General features: G+C 54.5%; 16 protein-coding genes and 2 pseudogenes. All 18 read right to left on the reverse strand.

Features of this window, described 5'->3' with window-relative positions:
* Positions 1 to 75 precede the first annotated feature (75 nt).
* The 18 genes and pseudogenes from O1V66_RS10420 to fabD all read right to left on the reverse strand — a co-directional run bounded on the left by O1V66_RS10420 (position 76) and on the right by fabD (position 15,741).
* Positions 76 to 618, reverse strand: coding sequence for a glycine zipper 2TM domain-containing protein (locus O1V66_RS10420; RefSeq protein ID WP_045046484.1), 543 nt, complete (start codon positions 616 to 618; stop codon positions 76 to 78).
* A gap of 204 nt (positions 619 to 822) precedes the next feature.
* Positions 823 to 2,127 carry an NAD(P)/FAD-dependent oxidoreductase gene (locus tag O1V66_RS10425; RefSeq protein WP_045046483.1) on the reverse strand — a complete coding sequence of 435 codons (1,305 nt, stop codon included), beginning with the start codon at positions 2,125 to 2,127 and terminating at the stop codon, positions 823 to 825.
* A gap of 239 nt (positions 2,128 to 2,366) precedes the next feature.
* A complete protein-coding gene (gene nagZ, locus O1V66_RS10430; protein ID WP_269128305.1) occupies positions 2,367 to 3,395 on the reverse strand; it encodes a beta-N-acetylhexosaminidase in 1,029 nt (342 codons plus the stop codon).
* A gap of 35 nt (positions 3,396 to 3,430) precedes the next feature.
* A complete protein-coding gene (locus O1V66_RS10435; protein ID WP_269128306.1) occupies positions 3,431 to 3,811 on the reverse strand; it encodes a phosphotransferase in 381 nt (126 codons plus the stop codon).
* Positions 3,808 to 4,287, reverse strand: coding sequence for a phosphotransferase (locus O1V66_RS10440; RefSeq protein WP_269128307.1), 480 nt, complete (start codon positions 4,285 to 4,287; stop codon positions 3,808 to 3,810). Before O1V66_RS10440 ends, O1V66_RS10435 begins: the two co-directional genes overlap by 4 nt.
* Complete coding sequence (lpoB, locus tag O1V66_RS10445) at positions 4,271 to 4,888, reverse strand: penicillin-binding protein activator LpoB (protein ID WP_045046481.1); 618 nt, start codon at positions 4,886 to 4,888, stop codon at positions 4,271 to 4,273. Before lpoB ends, O1V66_RS10440 begins: the two co-directional genes overlap by 17 nt.
* A 21-nt stretch (positions 4,889 to 4,909) precedes the next feature.
* Positions 4,910 to 5,278 (reverse strand): YcfL family protein, encoded by a 369-nt coding sequence (locus O1V66_RS10450; protein ID WP_045046480.1) that lies wholly within the window; start codon positions 5,276 to 5,278, stop codon positions 4,910 to 4,912.
* Between the two features lie 66 nt (positions 5,279 to 5,344).
* A complete protein-coding gene (hinT, locus tag O1V66_RS10455; RefSeq protein WP_045046479.1) occupies positions 5,345 to 5,692 on the reverse strand; it encodes a purine nucleoside phosphoramidase in 348 nt (115 codons plus the stop codon).
* Positions 5,693 to 5,990: 298 nt separating this feature from the next.
* Positions 5,991 to 7,424 carry a PTS glucose transporter subunit IIBC gene (gene ptsG, locus O1V66_RS10460; protein WP_045046478.1) on the reverse strand — a complete coding sequence of 478 codons (1,434 nt, stop codon included), beginning with the start codon at positions 7,422 to 7,424 and terminating at the stop codon, positions 5,991 to 5,993.
* A gap of 406 nt (positions 7,425 to 7,830) precedes the next feature.
* Positions 7,831 to 8,625, reverse strand: coding sequence for a metal-dependent hydrolase (locus tag O1V66_RS10465; protein ID WP_045046477.1), 795 nt, complete (start codon positions 8,623 to 8,625; stop codon positions 7,831 to 7,833).
* Between the two features lie 53 nt (positions 8,626 to 8,678).
* A pseudogene (gene holB / locus O1V66_RS10470) lies at positions 8,679 to 9,654 on the reverse strand (DNA polymerase III subunit delta').
* A complete protein-coding gene (tmk, locus tag O1V66_RS10475) occupies positions 9,651 to 10,301 on the reverse strand; it encodes a dTMP kinase (protein WP_045046475.1) in 651 nt (216 codons plus the stop codon). Before tmk ends, holB begins: the two are co-directional and overlap by 4 nt.
* A complete protein-coding gene (gene mltG / locus O1V66_RS10480; RefSeq protein WP_045046474.1) occupies positions 10,291 to 11,316 on the reverse strand; it encodes an endolytic transglycosylase MltG in 1,026 nt (341 codons plus the stop codon). Before mltG ends, tmk begins: the two co-directional genes overlap by 11 nt.
* Before the next feature lie 50 nt (positions 11,317 to 11,366).
* Positions 11,367 to 12,172: pseudogene (gene pabC / locus O1V66_RS10485) on the reverse strand (aminodeoxychorismate lyase).
* A gap of 159 nt (positions 12,173 to 12,331) precedes the next feature.
* A complete protein-coding gene (gene fabF, locus O1V66_RS10490; protein ID WP_072045045.1) occupies positions 12,332 to 13,573 on the reverse strand; it encodes a beta-ketoacyl-ACP synthase II in 1,242 nt (413 codons plus the stop codon).
* A gap of 101 nt (positions 13,574 to 13,674) precedes the next feature.
* Complete coding sequence (gene acpP, locus O1V66_RS10495) at positions 13,675 to 13,911, reverse strand: acyl carrier protein (RefSeq protein WP_009637825.1); 237 nt, start codon at positions 13,909 to 13,911, stop codon at positions 13,675 to 13,677.
* A gap of 152 nt (positions 13,912 to 14,063) precedes the next feature.
* The gene (gene fabG / locus O1V66_RS10500; RefSeq protein ID WP_045046471.1) at positions 14,064 to 14,798 is read right to left on the reverse strand and encodes a 3-oxoacyl-ACP reductase FabG; all 735 of its coding nucleotides are present in this window, start codon (positions 14,796 to 14,798) and stop codon (positions 14,064 to 14,066) included.
* 13 nt (positions 14,799 to 14,811) lie between these two features.
* Positions 14,812 to 15,741: an ACP S-malonyltransferase gene (fabD, locus tag O1V66_RS10505; protein WP_045046470.1), complete on the reverse strand. Its 930-nt coding sequence runs from the start codon at positions 15,739 to 15,741 to the stop codon at positions 14,812 to 14,814.
* Positions 15,742 to 15,769 lie beyond the last annotated feature (28 nt).

A 15,769-nucleotide genomic window follows, 5' to 3' on the forward strand; every position in this document is an offset into this window, starting at 1 on the left:
GAGCTTGTCACTCGGGCTTTTTCATATGCGGATGTTGATACTGGGTGCGTTGAGGCCGTTCCGTAATTCGGCGAATCAGGAACGTGTCGGGTTGAGCTGCAGCTGGCCGCTTTTATCGACGGGAATTTGCGTGCCCGGATCGTGGTCCATTCTGACCTTGCCCTGCTGGTCGCCGATTTTGTAGGTCACGTCATAGCCCAGCATCTTCTCTGACTTGTCATAGACCGTGGTGCAACGCTGCTTCTGTGTGGTGTAGGTATCGTTGTCCTGCAGATTACTCTGCACGCGATTACCTGCATAACCGCCGCCCAAAGCGCCTGCAACGGTAGCGACATCGCGACCTCGCCCGCCGCCGAACTGATGACCAATCACCCCGCCCGCAACCGCGCCGAGGACAGAACCCACCACCTGATTCTCGTCCTGAACCGGACGGCGATGGGTGACCGTAATGTTACGGCACTCTTTTCGCGGCGTTTTGATGGTTTCCTTGATAGGAGACGCGCTGACAACCTGCGCATATTGCGGACCTGAAGTGAAAACGTTCATACCCGCTACGGCTGCGACACCTAAAGCCGCAGCGACGCCGATACCGACGCCAGCTAACATTGACTTGTTCACAGGACATCCTCCCAAAATTGATAAGGTCAGTTTGCGTAAAGTGCGGGCCGTGAACAATAAGACTAACGGACAAAAAAACGTCTGGAGGAGTTAACGCAGCGGGTTTGAGAGGATTCTTAGGGGAGTAAGGATTCGAGGAAAAACCGCAGTCGCTCCTCGAATCGATTCAGCCAACGCTTAAAAAAACGATGGCGGTACAGAGGTTTAGTGAAGTTTAAGGCGCGGGCGAAGGACCCGGTTGATACTGCCGACAAACATCATCAAACCGGTCTTGATGTAACCGTGCAGCGCAATCTGATGCATACGGTACAGCGAGACATAGACCATACGCGCCAGACGGCCTTCGACCATCATCGACCCTTTGGTCAGGTTACCCATCAGGCTGCCTACAGTGCTAAAGCGCGACAGCGACACCAGCGAACCGTGATCCTTGTAGACATAAGGCTTCAGGCTGCGGCCATGACGTTGCGCCATAATGTTGTCAAAGCAGCGCGACGCCATCTGGTGCGCAGATTGTGCACGAGGCGGCACAAAACCGCCGGACGGCAGCGCACAGGAAGCACAGTCGCCGATGGCATAGATATCGGCATCGCGCGTGGTTTGCAGCGTTGGCTCGACCACCAGCTGATTGATGCGGTTGGTTTCGAGACCGCCGATATCTTTCATGAAATCAGGCGCCTTGATACCGGCAGCCCAAACCATAAGGTCGGCTTCGATAACACCGCCGTCCTTGGTGTTCAGGCCTTTCTTGTCCGCGCTGGTCACCATCGTCTTGGTCAAGACCTTGACGCCGATTTTGGTTAATTCCTGATGCGCAGCGGCAGAGATGCGCGGAGGCAAGGCAGGCAGGATGCGCTCGCCGGCTTCTACCAGCGTCACGTTCAACGCGCTGCTTTGCAGGCCTTCAAAACCATAGCTGTGCAGTTCTTTCACCGCATTATGCAGCTCGGCAGACAGCTCGACACCCGTTGCGCCGCCGCCCACAATGGCGATATTGACTGTACCGGTCTTGTCGGGATTGGCGGAATATTTCAGGAACAGATTCAGCATTTCATTGTGGAAACGGTGCGCCTGATGCGGGTTGTCGAGGAAGATGCAGTTCTCTTTCACGCCCGGCGTACCGAAGTCGTTCGAGGTGCTGCCCAGCGCCATGACCAGCTGGTCATAACCAAGGTCGCGTTCGGCCACCAGCAGTTCACCGTTGGTATCACGGATTTCGGCAAGCTTGATGGTTTTGTTTTCGCGATTGATATCGGTCAGAGAACCGATTTGAAAGGTAAAGCCGTGGTTGCGCGCGTGAGCAAGATAGCTCAGTGCGTCAACGCCATCATCCAGACTTCCGGTGGCGACTTCATGCAGCAACGGCTTCCACAGGTGGCTGTGGTTGCGGTCAACCAGAATAATCTCGGCTTTTTTACTGCGACCAAGTTTGTGACCCAGACTGGTTGCAAGCTCAAGACCGCCCGCGCCCCCGCCGATAATCACAATTTTTTTCTTTGCTTCAGTCACTATGACTCCCTCAAATGTAAACCAAATGTTATCTAAGGGTAACGCTATTATCCTTAGATAACATAGGGTTGCTCAAGTTAAATCATCTTGAACGATGAGGATAGCATGGGGGAGTCAGATGATTATACCAAAATTGATCTACATCAATTGTTTTTCGTGCGGCGTGGCGCTAACGGATTTTTTGCGTCTTGCGATTCAATCAGTTAGCGCCTTATAGAGAGTTTAGCGTGAGAAAAGATTTAGCCTTGGGCCTGCTTGTGCGCCTGCCAGCGAGCATCCAGCGCGGACAACTCGCGATTTGACTGCTGCCAGCGCGCCGTGTCACGCAGATCCTGACGGCTCGATTTGCCGTGCCAGCCGCCGCCATGATACAAGGACGCGACGTTGTCGGCCTTCACCGGCGACAGGTTGTCGAGTACGCTCACCGCGCCTTCACGGTTGTTGCACACCAGAATCATGTCGCAACCCGCATCGAGCGAAGCCTGTCCGCGTTCGGCATAGCTGCCCATGACCGCCGCCCCTTCCATAGACAAATCGTCGGAGAAGATTACGCCGTTAAACCCGAGTTCCTGACGCAGAATCTGCTTTAACCAATACGGCGAACCGCTGGCAGGACGCGGATCGGCCTGCGTATAGATAACGTGCGCAGGCATGACTGCATCGAGCAGTTTGCGCTCGTTCAACTGGCGGAAAATCGCCATGTCGTGCCGACGAATCACGTCGAGCGGGCGATCGTCACGCGGCGTCTCTTTATGGGAGTCGGCAGTGACCGCGCCGTGCCCCGGAAAATGCTTGCCCGTCACTTTCATTCCTGCGGCATGCATGCCGCGAATATAGCGCTCGGCGATGTTCAAGGCCATCTGCGGGTCGGCGTGGAACGACCGTCCGCCGATGGCGGCACTGATATGGCCGATATCCAGTACCGGCGCGAAGCTGATATCGATATCCATGGCTATCATCTCGGCCGCCATCAGCCAGCCGGCTTCTTCGGCCAGACGTCCGGCTTCGCGCTCGTCGTTCAAGGCGGCGAAAGATTGCGCCGCAGGAATGCGGGTAAACCCTTCACGAAAACGCTGTACCCTGCCCCCTTCCTGATCGACGGCCAGCACCAGTCGCTCGCGAGAGGCGGCGCGGATTTGCCGAATCAGCTCTTGCAGCTGCTCCACGTCGTGATAGTTGCGGGTAAACAAAATGAGTCCGCCGACCAGCGGATGCTGCAAGATTTCACGCTCTTCTGCGTCCAGCTCATAGCTGGCAACGTCTAACATTACTGGACCCACGACCTTACACTCCTGTTCTGTACTCATTCTTTAAATAGTTGCCGACGCAGGGGCTGCGCCCAGTCGAGATAACGCGCGTCGGCCGTTTGCTGCCAGCGCACTTCAAACCACATCAGCATCAGATAATCGAGCCACGGCTGCCAACGACGAATCTGTCGGGCAAGCCTCGAGATATCGTGATAACCGCCTTGCCGGGCATAACATTGCAGTAAATCCTGCTGCTGACTGGCGCTAAAACCGTTACCGGCAAACAGCGCGGCAAACTCCAGCGCAATGTCGGTGGCAATGGCGTATTCCCAATCGATAAGCCGCGCACCTTGTGGACTATTAACCCAGTTCTGCGGGTGAATATCCATGTGCGTGACAGAAATTTTTAACGTTTTCGGCGGCGTTGCGCGCATCATTTTTTATGATGGCGCAGCCAGGCGGGCGTGATGCGTCGCCGGTCAATAGACTGCCAATAGCTTTCGAATCGCTGTTTGATATCGAGCGTCTGCCCCAGAGGCCGCAGGCCGTGCAGCCGTACCAGCATGGCGGCGAGCCGTTGCTGCGAAGCCGGGGTAAAGAAGGCGGGCGGCGTCAGCGTTTCGCCGTCTATCCAGTTGACCACCAGCCACGGCTCGGCCCAACACTGCGCGATGGGCGCAATATCCGTTGATGACACATGGCGCAACAGCGCGTGTTCACGCCGCCTATCTATGCCCAAACGCTGTTTTTCACGCGAGGCAAGGCGGGCCAGCAGCGTTTTTTCACCCGCCGTGATTTTCCAGCTTTCGCTGCTAAGCCCCTCTACCGGCGTAAAAACACAACCGGCGGAATAATCCGCCGGAAGAGAGTTGTCGACCAGATGTCTCAGGCTGGCATCAATGTTGAACGGCACCGCTACCTGACCAGACGATTTCACCGCTTGGCACGGTCATCAACTGCATATCCAGCGTTGGCGCTTTTACATTGCCGCTGGCATCGCTGTACAGCACGTACTGGGCATTAACCTGACGCGCCAGAGCGATAGCCTTGCTGCGTGACACCAGGTTGTCGTCGGGTGACAGGCCCATTGCCTGCTTGGCCGTCGCGAGCTGGGAAGCCGGTACCACGGTAAAGGTATTGTTGGAGGCCAGCGCCGTGTGCATCGCGGAGGTGATTTTGCCGGTCTGCAGGGAACCATTGGTGCTGTTCTTCACGTTGTCGAGCAGCAGGACGCTACCTGCCTGCACACCTTCTGCCTGCAACATTTTGGCTACCAGCGGCTGTACCGTGGCACTCCAGTCGATTGACTGCAATTTCGGCGGCTGTGGAATGGTCTGCACAGGCGGCTGACCCGCTGATTCAGGTGTTCCGGACCCCGGCACTGGCGTAACCGGCGTGATTGGCGCAGTCGTCGGTGGGGTTTGCGTCTGCTGCTGTTCTTGCTGCTCTTGCTGCGAAGTAATACACCCGCTTAGCGCCAGGGTAGCCAAGGCCACCATTAAATACTTTTTCATCAACCCTCTCCGTACGGGAAATTAAAGATAAAGGTGAACACGCACGCTGTACGCATCAAGATTACCGTTAAGTGAATAGATATCGACATCCGAATTTGCCGGAACGGTGATGGTCCGTGGCGCAGCAAACGGCAGCAGATCTAGACCCTGCTTGTCATACCAATAGAATACATAATGAATTTGAATAGGTTTAGGCTGATTGTTACTGAGTGACAAGGTGGCCTTTTTCCGCCCCTGATCGGACGATAACGACGGGGATCCGGGGATTATCCCGGCCGTCAGTACCGGCGACTCCATGATTACCGTTTGCTGATCGTTCAGCGCAATACCCGGCGCGCTGCTGCACCCCGCCAAACAAAGCAAGACAGCGCTGGCCATTAGAAATCGCATACCTTTCCCTCTTGAAGAGGCAGAAAACCTGCCAGAGCGGGCACCTCGATGCCCTGCAACCTACTGTTATGCCAGCAGAGGACCCAGATTGCGACCACCTACCAAATGCATATGTATATGATACACCACCTGACCGGCGTGTTTGTTGCAGTTAACAATTAATCGGTAACCGTCTTCGGCAATACCTTCCTGCTCGGCAAGTTTGGCTGCAACCGTCATCATGCGACCCAGCGCGGCTTCATGCTCGGCGGTCACGTCATTCATGGTCGGAATGAGAATATTGGGAATGATGAGAATATGGCTGGGCGCCTGCGGGGCGATGTCACGAAAAGCGGTTACCAGTTCGTCTTGATACACCACGTCAGCCGGGATTTCGCGGCGGATAATTTTACTGAAAATCGTTTCTTCGGCCATGATACCTCTCCATTTTCAAATACTGTGCTCGCAGTATGAGTGAGCTATTCCGTTATTTTCAAGTCTAATCACCGCCTTCCTGGCCGAATGCTGTATAAATCAGCAGCATTTGAGCGACGTATTCCAGATTTGAAGCAAATATCTTATGTTTTGCTCCCTACCCTGTATAAAAGAGGCGGTGACATCAGGCGAGTAGGTTTGAGGCGAAAAAAGCCGGTCAGGATGAACCGACCGGCAAGAGTGATAACAAGTTTTTGATGGTACTTGATTTATTGCTGAAGCTTTATGCTGTGAGTGATCAGTTGTTACGGATATAGTCGTCCATGTCGGTTTTCAGGTTGTCGGATTTAGTGCCGAAAATAGCCTGCACGCCCGAACCCGCAACGACGACACCCGCCGCGCCCAACTGTTTCAACCCTGCCTGATCGACTTTGGCAACATCCGCCACGCTGACACGTAAACGGGTGATGCAGGCATCAAGATTGGTAATGTTGTCCTTACCGCCGAATGCTTTCACCAGTGAAGCAGACATTTCGCTGCCGCCCTGCGCGGTTTGCGCAGTGGTCGTGGCTTCGCGGCCAGGCGTTTTCAGATTCAGTTTCACAATCAATACCCGGAAAACGGTGTAGTAAATCAGGCCGTAGATAATGCCAACGATAGGGAACAGCCAGATGCGGCTGCTGTTACCGCTCAGCACCACAAAATCTATCAGTCCGTGCGAGAAGCTGGTTCCGTCGCGCATGCCAAGCAGAATACAGATTGGGAATGCCAGACCGGCCAGAATCATGTGGATAACATACAGAATAGGCGCCACAAACATGAAGGCGAATTCGATAGGCTCGGTAATACCCGTCAGGAACGCGGTGAGCGCCGCCGAAATCATGATACCGCCGACCTTGGCACGGTTTTCGGGTTTGGCAGAATGCCAGATCGCAATCGCCGCAGCCGGTAGGCCGTACATTTTGAACAGGAAGCCGCCGGACAGTTTACCTGCCGTCGGGTCGCCCGCCATATAGCGTGGAATATCGCCATGGAACACCTGCCCCGCCGAATTCACGTATTCGCCGACCTGCATCTGGAAAGGCACGTTCCAGATATGGTGCAGACCGAAAGGCACCAGCGCGCGCTCGACCAGCCCGTAAATACCAAACGCGACGACCGGGTTCTGATAGGCCGCCCATTGCGAGAAGGTTTGAATGGCACTGCCGATAGGCGGCCAGATAAAGGACAGCACAACGCCCAGGAAAATAGCCGCCAGCCCCGAGATAATTGGCACGAAACGTTTACCGGCAAAGAAGCCAAGGTACTCCGGCAACTTGATACGATAAAAGCGGTTGAACATATAGGCGGCAATGACGCCAGAAATAATACCGCCCAGCACGCCGGTATCCGCCAGATGTTTGGCGGCAATCTCTTCGGCCGGCAGGTGCAGTACCATCGGCGCGACCACGGCCATGGTTTTGACCATGATGCCGTAGGCGACCACGGCGGCCAGCGCCGAAACGCCGTCATTATTGGTGAAACCGAGTGCTACGCCGATGGCGAAGATCAACGGCATGTTGGCGAAAACTGATCCTCCCGCTTCGGCCATGACATGCGAAACGACCACGGGAAGCCAGCTAAAGTTTGCGGAACCGACACCCAGCAGAATCCCTGCAATAGGCAAGACGGAAACGGGCAGCATTAGCGATTTACCGACCTTTTGAAGGTTTGCAAACGCGTTTTTGAACATATTGAGAGTGCTCCTGAGTAATGGTTTTGTATCTTCGCCGTTAAATAAACTGACGCAAGATACCGACTTCCCAGGGTCTTCAGCGACGGCCTCAACCCTGTTGCAGCGGGCGTTTTTGCCTGCTGCGGGCGGGGCATATTTTTGCCCCTTTTAATTTTTACGAAGGGTAAAATAAATCCCCCCGACAATAGTTGATGGCAATCACGTTTTGCTAAAAAATCATCTTTGACAGGTCGAATACTTTCCAAAAAGCGGCGTTCAGAGAGGGAATTTTGGCAGGACGCAGAATTGATGGCCCTCGAGAGCAGATAAACATGCGCTATCGGGCCATTAATTACGAGAAATAAAATAATTCCGAAACGCGGGAATTCACGCGTTTCGTTTCTTTAAGCAGGTTTGTCGCTTTCTAAAGCAGTCGTGCAGAGTCAACGTGGAAAAGCTTCGAGAAATTCGCGGTGGTCGTTTCCGCCAATGTTTCAAGGCTCACGCCTTTGAGTACGGCGAGGTATTCGGCCACATCACGCACGTAGGCTGGCTGATTCTCTTTACCACGATGCGGCACCGGTGCCAGATAAGGCGAATCGGTTTCAATCAACAGGCGATCCAGCGGCACATAGCGTGCAGCTTCACGCAGTTGTTCGGCATTGCGGAACGTCACAATTCCGGAAAACGAGATGTAAAAGCCCAGATCCAGCAGCACTTCCGCCGTAGCACGGTCTTCGGTAAAGCAGTGCAACACACCGCCGCATTCGCCGGCCTTTTCTTCGTGCAGAATATCGAGCGTATCTTGGCGCGCATCTCGGGTATGCACGATAACCGGCTTGTTCAGCTCGCGACCCACGCGAATATGGTGACGGAAAGAGTCCTGCTGCAGTTTCAGCTGCGCCGGTTCTTTCTGATAAAAATAGTCGAGGCCTGTTTCACCCATCGCGACCACGCGTGGGTCGGCCGCCAGTGTACGCAGCTCGTCAAAATCATAGCCGTCGTCGATATTCAGGGGATGCACGCCGCAGGAGAAGGCGACTTCGGGGCGATCGCCTATCATCTCGGCCATCGCACGATAGCCCGGCAACGTAGTCGCTACGGCCAACATGAATTTCACGTCGCGCTCGCGGGCTTTGACCAGCACGTTATCGAGATTGCCGTGCAGTGTGGCGTAATCAAGGCTGTCCAGATGACAGTGTGAATCGACTAAAAACATAGTTAACTCTTTATCTTTTATTAAATGGCTTTCAAAAAGGGGGATGGGAAGACTTAAAGAGCGGTTTCCCATTCCAGAAGCTGTTCCGTTAACAGAAGCTCGCGGTTAACACCCACCACGCTCAGCAACTGTTGGCGGCAATGCATCCAGCCCTGAAGATTTTTTTGCAATGCGGTATTGCCCATGCCGTTGGCCAGCAAGGTGATCAAAGGCTGCTGGTCGAGGTTTATCACATAATGGCCCGCGCCCTGCTGGGTTTTCAGAACGTCCAGCAGCAGCGAACCAGAGCCAGAACAGTCGGTCGGCCGCGTCATCGTGATTCAACTGCGGCAAGAGCGACAGCAGGTCGCGCTGTTGCCAGCTGACGCCGAGTTGCTGGCACAATTGTTCGCGCTGCTTCCAGCGCTCGGGTTGCAATAACGCCAACGCCGCCAGTGGCGTGCCATCGCCGATCCTCAGCGCCGTTTGTATCGACAGAGGGTCTGCCGGGAGTTGGCGTGCAATCCACTGCCCCGCCAGCGCCGCATCGGGCGTGGTGAGATGCCAGTAAAAACAGCGGCTGCGCAGCGTAGGCAACAGGCGCGACGGTTCGTGACAACCTAGTAAAAAGTAGGTGCGTTCGGGCGGTTCTTCAAGCGTCTTTAACAACGCATTGGCGGCCGCCTCGGTCAGCAGCTCGGCATGTGGCAACCACACCACCTTGGCACCGCCCTGTTGTGAATAGTTGTATAGCGTTTCAATCAGCTGGCGAATAGGTTCCACACCCAGACTGTTTTTGCCCTTCTCCGGCGTCAGCACGTGCCAGTCGGGATGATTACCGGCAATCATCAGATGACAGCTGTGACATTTGCCGCAGCTTTTCTCGCCTTCGGGATGCTGACACAGCAACCAGCGGCTCAGGCCGTAAACCAGCGCCTCGTCACCCATGCCTTTTGCCGCATGCATCAGCAAGGCGTGGTGGCCGCGTCCGCCTTGATATTGCGCGACAAGCTGCCGATACGGGCCGTTTAGCCAGGGATACCACTTCATCCGCGCGTATCCTGCTCGCGCTGCTGCGCAACCCAGTCGATCAGCGTCTGGCGAATAGCTGCGCTCACCTGCTCGAGAGTTTGCGAAGCATCGATGGTTTTGATGCGCTCGTCTTCGGCAGCCAGGCTCAGATAACGCGCGCGGGTGCGCTCGAAGAAGGCCAGCGACTCCTGCTCGATGCGGTCAAGCTCGCCACGCGCCCGGGCACGCTGCAAACCCACGGCAGGCGGCAGGTCGAGATACAGGGTGAGATCGGGACGAAAATCGCCGAGCACGGTATCGCGAAGCGAGGTCATCAGACGGCTGTCGATGCCGCGTCCACCGCCTTGATAGGCCTGTGAAGAGAGGTCATGACGATCGCCGACCACCCAGGCACCACGCGCGAGCGCAGGTTTAATCACATTTTCGACCAGTTGCACGCGCGCCGCATACAGCATCAGGACTTCGGCCTTATCGGTGAGCTGCTCGCCTTCGATGCCCTGTTTAATGAGATCACGCAGCTTTTCGGCAAGCGGCGTACCGCCCGGCTCGCGGGTGAACTGAATATCTTCAATACCCTGCTCGCGCAATGTCTGCACCACCACGTCGCGCGCTGTGGTTTTTCCGGCCCCTTCCAGACCTTCGATAACAATAAAACTACTTTTCATTCTTGTTTTTCATCAGGTCGCGATAGGCGCGCACTGCCTTGTTATGGCTGTCGAGGTTGGTGGTAAAGGTGTGGCCACCCTTGCCATCGGCGACAAAATAGAGGAAATCGGTTTTCGCAGGATGCGCGGCCGCTTCAATCGAGGCTTCACTCGGCATGGCAATCGGCGACGGCGGCAGACCTTCGATAACATAGGTATTATACGGCGTTGGCGTCTCGAGATCCTTCCTGGCGATCGTACCTTTATAGCTGTCGCCCATGCCGTAGATAACCGTAGGATCCGTTTGCAGGCGCATACCAATACGTAAACGATTGATAAACACCGAAGCCACTTCTTTACGCTCGTCTTTGATGGCCGTCTCTTTTTCGATAATAGACGCCATAGTCAGCATATCCGTCGGCGTTTTATACGGCAATGAAGTATCGCGATCCTGCCAGATCTTCGCCACGGTCTTTTCCATACGCTGATGCGCACGCTTGAACAGCGAAAGATCGGTCGTGCCTGCGGTATAGGCATAAGTGTCGGGGTAGAGCCAGCCTTCGGCATTTTTGGCATCTTGCATACCCAGCGCCGTGGCAATGTCATCGTCACTCTTGCCGGTCAGTTCATGCTTGAGATAACCGGCCTTTTGCACGACCTGCATCCAGTCCTGCAAACGGAACCCTTCCACGAAACGCACGGTAAACTGTGCCTCTTTACCGCTACGGAGCAGTTCAAGCATCTGACGCACCGTCATGCCCGCCGGGAAACGATACGTACCGGCCTTGAACTCGGCGAGTTCCGGCTCCAGGTGCAATAGCAGCGTGAACAGCCAAGGCGAGGCAATCAGTTTTTGCTTTACCAGCATGTCTTCCAGCACGACACGACCGGTGCCTGCGGGCAAGGTAAAGATTTTTTCGTTTACCACATTAATCTTGCGATCGGCAAAGCGCTCGACCTTGAAGTAGCCGATTGCCGCCACAGCCAGCAGGATAATGACAATAAGACCCAATACTCTGATTTTTTTGATTTTCATGAATTTTCACTTAACAACAAAGTGGCTTCCCTTAACGACAATGCAGTCTCTCAGCAGCAGCGAGGCTGTAAAAATGACAATAATTTTGACCCGTTATAATGCCAGTTTTCTATCTTTCTGACTGGAAGAATTGGCATCAGGGCATTACAAACGATGACTTCTTCGGCATCTTCGAGGGTGGCGGGCGTTTCACTGACGATGTGCAGCGAAAACGCATCAGACATTTCAATAAGCTCGATAATCCGCTGGCGCATAATGCCGTTGACGCCCGCATGGGAAAGATCGGGCGTGAACACCGCCGACCCCTTGCGCCAGAACCAGGTTGGCGGCGCAGCATTCGACCAGCAGGCCGGAGGTGTCTCGTCACCAGCGCCTCCTGCGCCGAGGTGTGGTCGAGATGCGCGCGAATCATGACCTGTTCGAGACGATTAAGATGTTTGATGCCCGCCAGAAGTGTACTGCGTGCCAGCGTGATCGGGCTTTGGGCGAGTTCGATTCCCTGCTCGCGCCAGCGATGATAATGTTGCGGATAGCCGCTCAAAGAGAGAATACGCGTGGGGCCGACAACGCCCTGGCTGCTGTAGCCGCGCCCGCCCTGACCCCGTGACAGTATCACCTTGAGCACGCCCTCTTCGCACCCGGCGGCGGCGGCCCGCATCTCTGCCTCGAGAGTGGCCCAGTGGCAGTCGGGCATCAGCAAGTGTGAGACGGCATGTTGCAATCGCGCAAGGTGCCTGTTCACGTGTTGCACGTTGCCTGCTTTCACCCACGCCGTGGTAAAGCAGCCATCGCCAAACTGTACGGCGCGATCGGCGACCGGAATGTGGTCCTGCTGCTGGCCATTAATCCAATACATCGTCTTCTCCCTTTTTCGGCTTTCAGACTGGCGTAATCCCTGCGGCGATGCCACGGGATCTTTCCGACTTTCCGCGCTGCCTCGCAAACTTCAAACAATGAAGATGCAGATAGCAAAAAGGCCCGAATATCGGGCCTTTGCAAGCAATACCATAAACACTTACAGCTTGCGGAACACCAGTGAACCGTTGGTGCCGCCGAAACCGAAGGAGTTACACAGCGTGTATTCCATGTCTTTGACCTGACGCGCTTCGTGTGGCACGAAGTCGAGGTCGCAGCCTGCATCCGGGTTATCCAGATTCAGCGTCGGAGGAACCGCCTGGTCACGCAGCGCAAGCAGGGTAAAGATAGACTCCACCGCGCCGGCCGCACCCAGCAGGTGACCGGTCATGGATTTGGTCGAGCTTACCAGCACGCGGCCAGCATCGGCACCAAAGATGGATTTCACTGCCTGCGCTTCGGCAATGTCGCCCGCAGGCGTTGATGTGCCATGCGCATTGATGTAACCGATTTTCGCGGCGGAAATACCCGCATCGCGAAGCGCGTTTTCCATCGCCAATGCCGCACCGGAGCCGTTGTCGGGCGGCGAGGTCATATGGTAGGCATCGCTGCTCATCCCGAAACCGACGATTTCGGCATAAATTTTCGCACCCCGCTTTTTGGCGTGCTCGTACTCTTCAAGCACCATGATACCGGCGCCGTCACCCAGCACGAAGCCATCACGGTCTTTGTCCCACGGACGACTTGCCGCCTGTGGATTGTCGTTGCGGGTGGAAAGTGCACGGGCCGCGCCAAATCCGCCGACACCCAGAGGCGTACTGGCTTTCTCGGCACCGCCGGCCAGCATTACGTCGGCATCATCATAGGCGATGATACGCGCCGCGTGGCCGATGTTATGAACGCCGGAGGTACAGGCTGTTGCAATAGAGATACTTGGGCCACGCAGACCGAACATGATGCTCAGATGACCGGCAATCATGTTGACGATGGTAGAAGGCACAAAGAAGGGGCTGATTTTACGCGGGCCGCCGTTAACCAGTAACGTGTGATTTTCTTCGATAAGACCCAGACCGCCGATGCCGGAACCAATGGCGGCACCAAAGCGCGGGGCATTTTCTTCGGTCACTTCAAGGCCGCTGTCTTTCATGGCCTGAATACCGGCGGCAACGCCGTACTGAATGAAGGGATCCATCTTGCGAGCATCTTTACGCGAGATATAGTCTTCACAGTTGAAATCTTTTACTAAGCCAGCAAAGCGCGTTGCATAGGCACTAGTATCAAAATGGTCGATAAGGCCAATACCACTCTTACCGGCCAGGAGAGCGTTCCAAGTAGACTCTACTGTATTGCCGACGGGAGAAAGCATGCCAAGTCCAGTCACAACAACTCGACGTTTAGACACGTGTGTCCTCCAGGGAGGGAAAAATATTACAGAGGGATGAAAAAACTTAGGCGGTCAATTGACCGCCTAACTATCAAAACTTATAAAAAGAAAAGTTTCGATTACGCCTGAGCGTTGTTGATGAAATCAATAGCTGCCTGAACAGTAGTGATTTTTTCAGCTTCTTCGTCAGGGATCTCGGTATCAAACTCTTCTTCCAGAGCCATAACCAGCTCAACGGTGTCGAGAGAATCTGCGCCAAGGTCGTCTACGAAAGAGGCAGAGTTAACTACTTCTTCCTGTTTAACACCCAGCTGTTCAACGATGATTTTCTTAACGCGTTCTTCGATAGTGCTCATACTATTAAATTTCCTATCAAAACTCGCTTTCGCGATGGTTTTCGTAGTGTATAAAATGTTGGAAAAGATGCAACTAAATCCCGGCTGGTCAAACCACTATTTTGCTTTATTTGCCTATTTTTAAAGCCAAAAAAGCAAAAGTAGAATGATCATCAGATCATGTACATGCCGCCATTGACATGTAAAGTCTCACCAGTGATGTAGCTGGCCTCATCAGAGGCTAAAAATGCAACAGCGCTGGCAATTTCTTTTGCATCGCCCAACCGGTTGGCTGGAACTGATGACAAAATGCCTGCGCGTTGATCATCTGTCAACGCCCTTGTCATGTCCGTCTCAATAAAGCCAGGAGCGACGACGTTGACAGTAATGCCGCGTGAAGCAACTTCACGCGCCAAAGACTTGCTAAAACCGATCAGACCGGCCTTAGCTGCCGCGTAGTTCGCCTGTCCTGCGTTACCCATGGTTCCAACTACAGAACCAATGGTGATGATTCGGCCAAACCGCTTTTTCATCATAGCTCGCATTACCGCTTTTGACAGCTTAAACACAGAGGTCAGATTGGTGTCCAGAATATCCTGCCACTCATCGTCTTTCATGCGCATAAGAAGGTTATCACGGGTAATACCAGCATTATTAACTAAAATGTCGATTTCACCAAATTCAGCACGAATCGTCGTCAATAATTGTTCAATTGACGAAGAATCAGTCACATTGAGAGCAATACCTTTGCCGTTTTCGCCTAAATAAGCGCTGATGTCTTCAGCACCTTTTTCGCTGGTCGCGGTGCCAATAACGCGTGCGCCACCGGCAACCAGTTTCTCTGCAATAGCTCGGCCAATACCGCGACTCGCGCCGGTGACCAGAGCAATTTTTCCGTCGAAGCTCATTGTTTTCCTCTTCTTATTTTTCAAGCGCCGCAGACAGGCTGGCAGTATCGTTCACTGCCACCGCCGTCAGGGTATCAACAATACGCTTGGTCAGGCCGGTCAGGACTTTGCCCGGACCCACTTCAACCAGTTGTTCTACGCCTTGCTGAGCCATGTATTCGACGCTTTCAGTCCAGCGTACCGGATTGTAAAGCTGACGAACAAGGGCGCTGCGAATTTCTTCGGCAGACGTCTCAACCTTCACGTCCACGTTGTTGACAACGGGATACTGTGGCTGGCTGAAACTGACTTTCTCGAGAGCCACGGCCATTTTATCCGCCGCAGGCTTCATTAATGCACAGTGTGAAGGCACGCTGACAGGCAGCGGCAGTGCACGTTTTGCACCGGCTTCCTTACATGCTGCACCGGCACGTTCAACCGCTTCCTTGTTACCGGCAATGACCACCTGGCCCGGCGAGTTGAAGTTGACCGGCGACACGACTTGTCCCTGGGCAGACTCTTCACAGGCTTTAGCGATGGACGCGTTGTCCAGGCCAATGATGGCATACATTGCGCCGGTGCCTTCAGGCACCGCTTCCTGCATCAGTTTGCCGCGCAGTTCAACCAGGCTTATCGCCTGCTTGAAATCCAGAACACCGGCACAAACCAACGCAGAATATTCACCCAGGCTATGACCGGCCATCAATGCCGGTTCAGCGCCCTGCTCCTGCTGCCATACACGCCAGATAGCGACGGAAGCGGCCAGCAACGCGGGTTGAGTCTGCCAGGTTTTGTTCAACTCTTCGGCAGGACCCTGCTGCACCAGCTGCCACAAATCATATCCCAGAACGGAAGAAGCTTCCGCAAAGGTCGATTCTACCACGGGATGCGCTGCCGCGAGGTCTGAAAGCATCCCTAACGCCTGCGAGCCCTGCCCGGGAAAAACAACTGCGATCTTGGTCATTTAACTGTCCTGTAATTCGTAAACGCCC

The organism is Rouxiella chamberiensis, from assembly GCF_026967475.1.
Taxonomy (GTDB): Bacteria; Pseudomonadota; Gammaproteobacteria; order Enterobacterales; family Enterobacteriaceae; genus Rouxiella; species Rouxiella chamberiensis.

Excerpts from the sequence above, each read along its gene's own strand:
- nagZ (WP_269128305.1), bottom strand. The coding sequence starts at position 3,395 with ATGTTAGACGTTGCCAGCTATGAGCTGGACGCAGAAGAGCGTGAAATC.
- O1V66_RS10435 (WP_269128306.1), bottom strand. The coding sequence starts at position 3,811 with ATGATGCGCGCAACGCCGCCGAAAACGTTAAAAATTTCTGTCACGCAC.
- lpoB (WP_045046481.1), bottom strand. The coding sequence starts at position 4,888 with ATGAAAAAGTATTTAATGGTGGCCTTGGCTACCCTGGCGCTAAGCGGG.
- O1V66_RS10450 (WP_045046480.1), bottom strand. The coding sequence starts at position 5,278 with ATGCGATTTCTAATGGCCAGCGCTGTCTTGCTTTGTTTGGCGGGGTGC.
- hinT (WP_045046479.1), bottom strand. The coding sequence starts at position 5,692 with ATGGCCGAAGAAACGATTTTCAGTAAAATTATCCGCCGCGAAATCCCG.
- ptsG (WP_045046478.1), bottom strand. The coding sequence starts at position 7,424 with ATGTTCAAAAACGCGTTTGCAAACCTTCAAAAGGTCGGTAAATCGCTA.
- O1V66_RS10465 (WP_045046477.1), bottom strand. The coding sequence starts at position 8,625 with ATGTTTTTAGTCGATTCACACTGTCATCTGGACAGCCTTGATTACGCC.
- tmk (WP_045046475.1), bottom strand. The coding sequence starts at position 10,301 with ATGAAAAGTAGTTTTATTGTTATCGAAGGTCTGGAAGGGGCCGGAAAA.
- mltG (WP_045046474.1), bottom strand. The coding sequence starts at position 11,316 with ATGAAAATCAAAAAAATCAGAGTATTGGGTCTTATTGTCATTATCCTG.
- acpP (WP_009637825.1), bottom strand. The coding sequence starts at position 13,911 with ATGAGCACTATCGAAGAACGCGTTAAGAAAATCATCGTTGAACAGCTG.
- fabG (WP_045046471.1), bottom strand. The coding sequence starts at position 14,798 with ATGAGCTTCGACGGAAAAATTGCTCTGGTCACCGGCGCGAGTCGCGGT.
- fabD (WP_045046470.1), bottom strand. The coding sequence starts at position 15,741 with ATGACCAAGATCGCAGTTGTTTTTCCCGGGCAGGGCTCGCAGGCGTTA.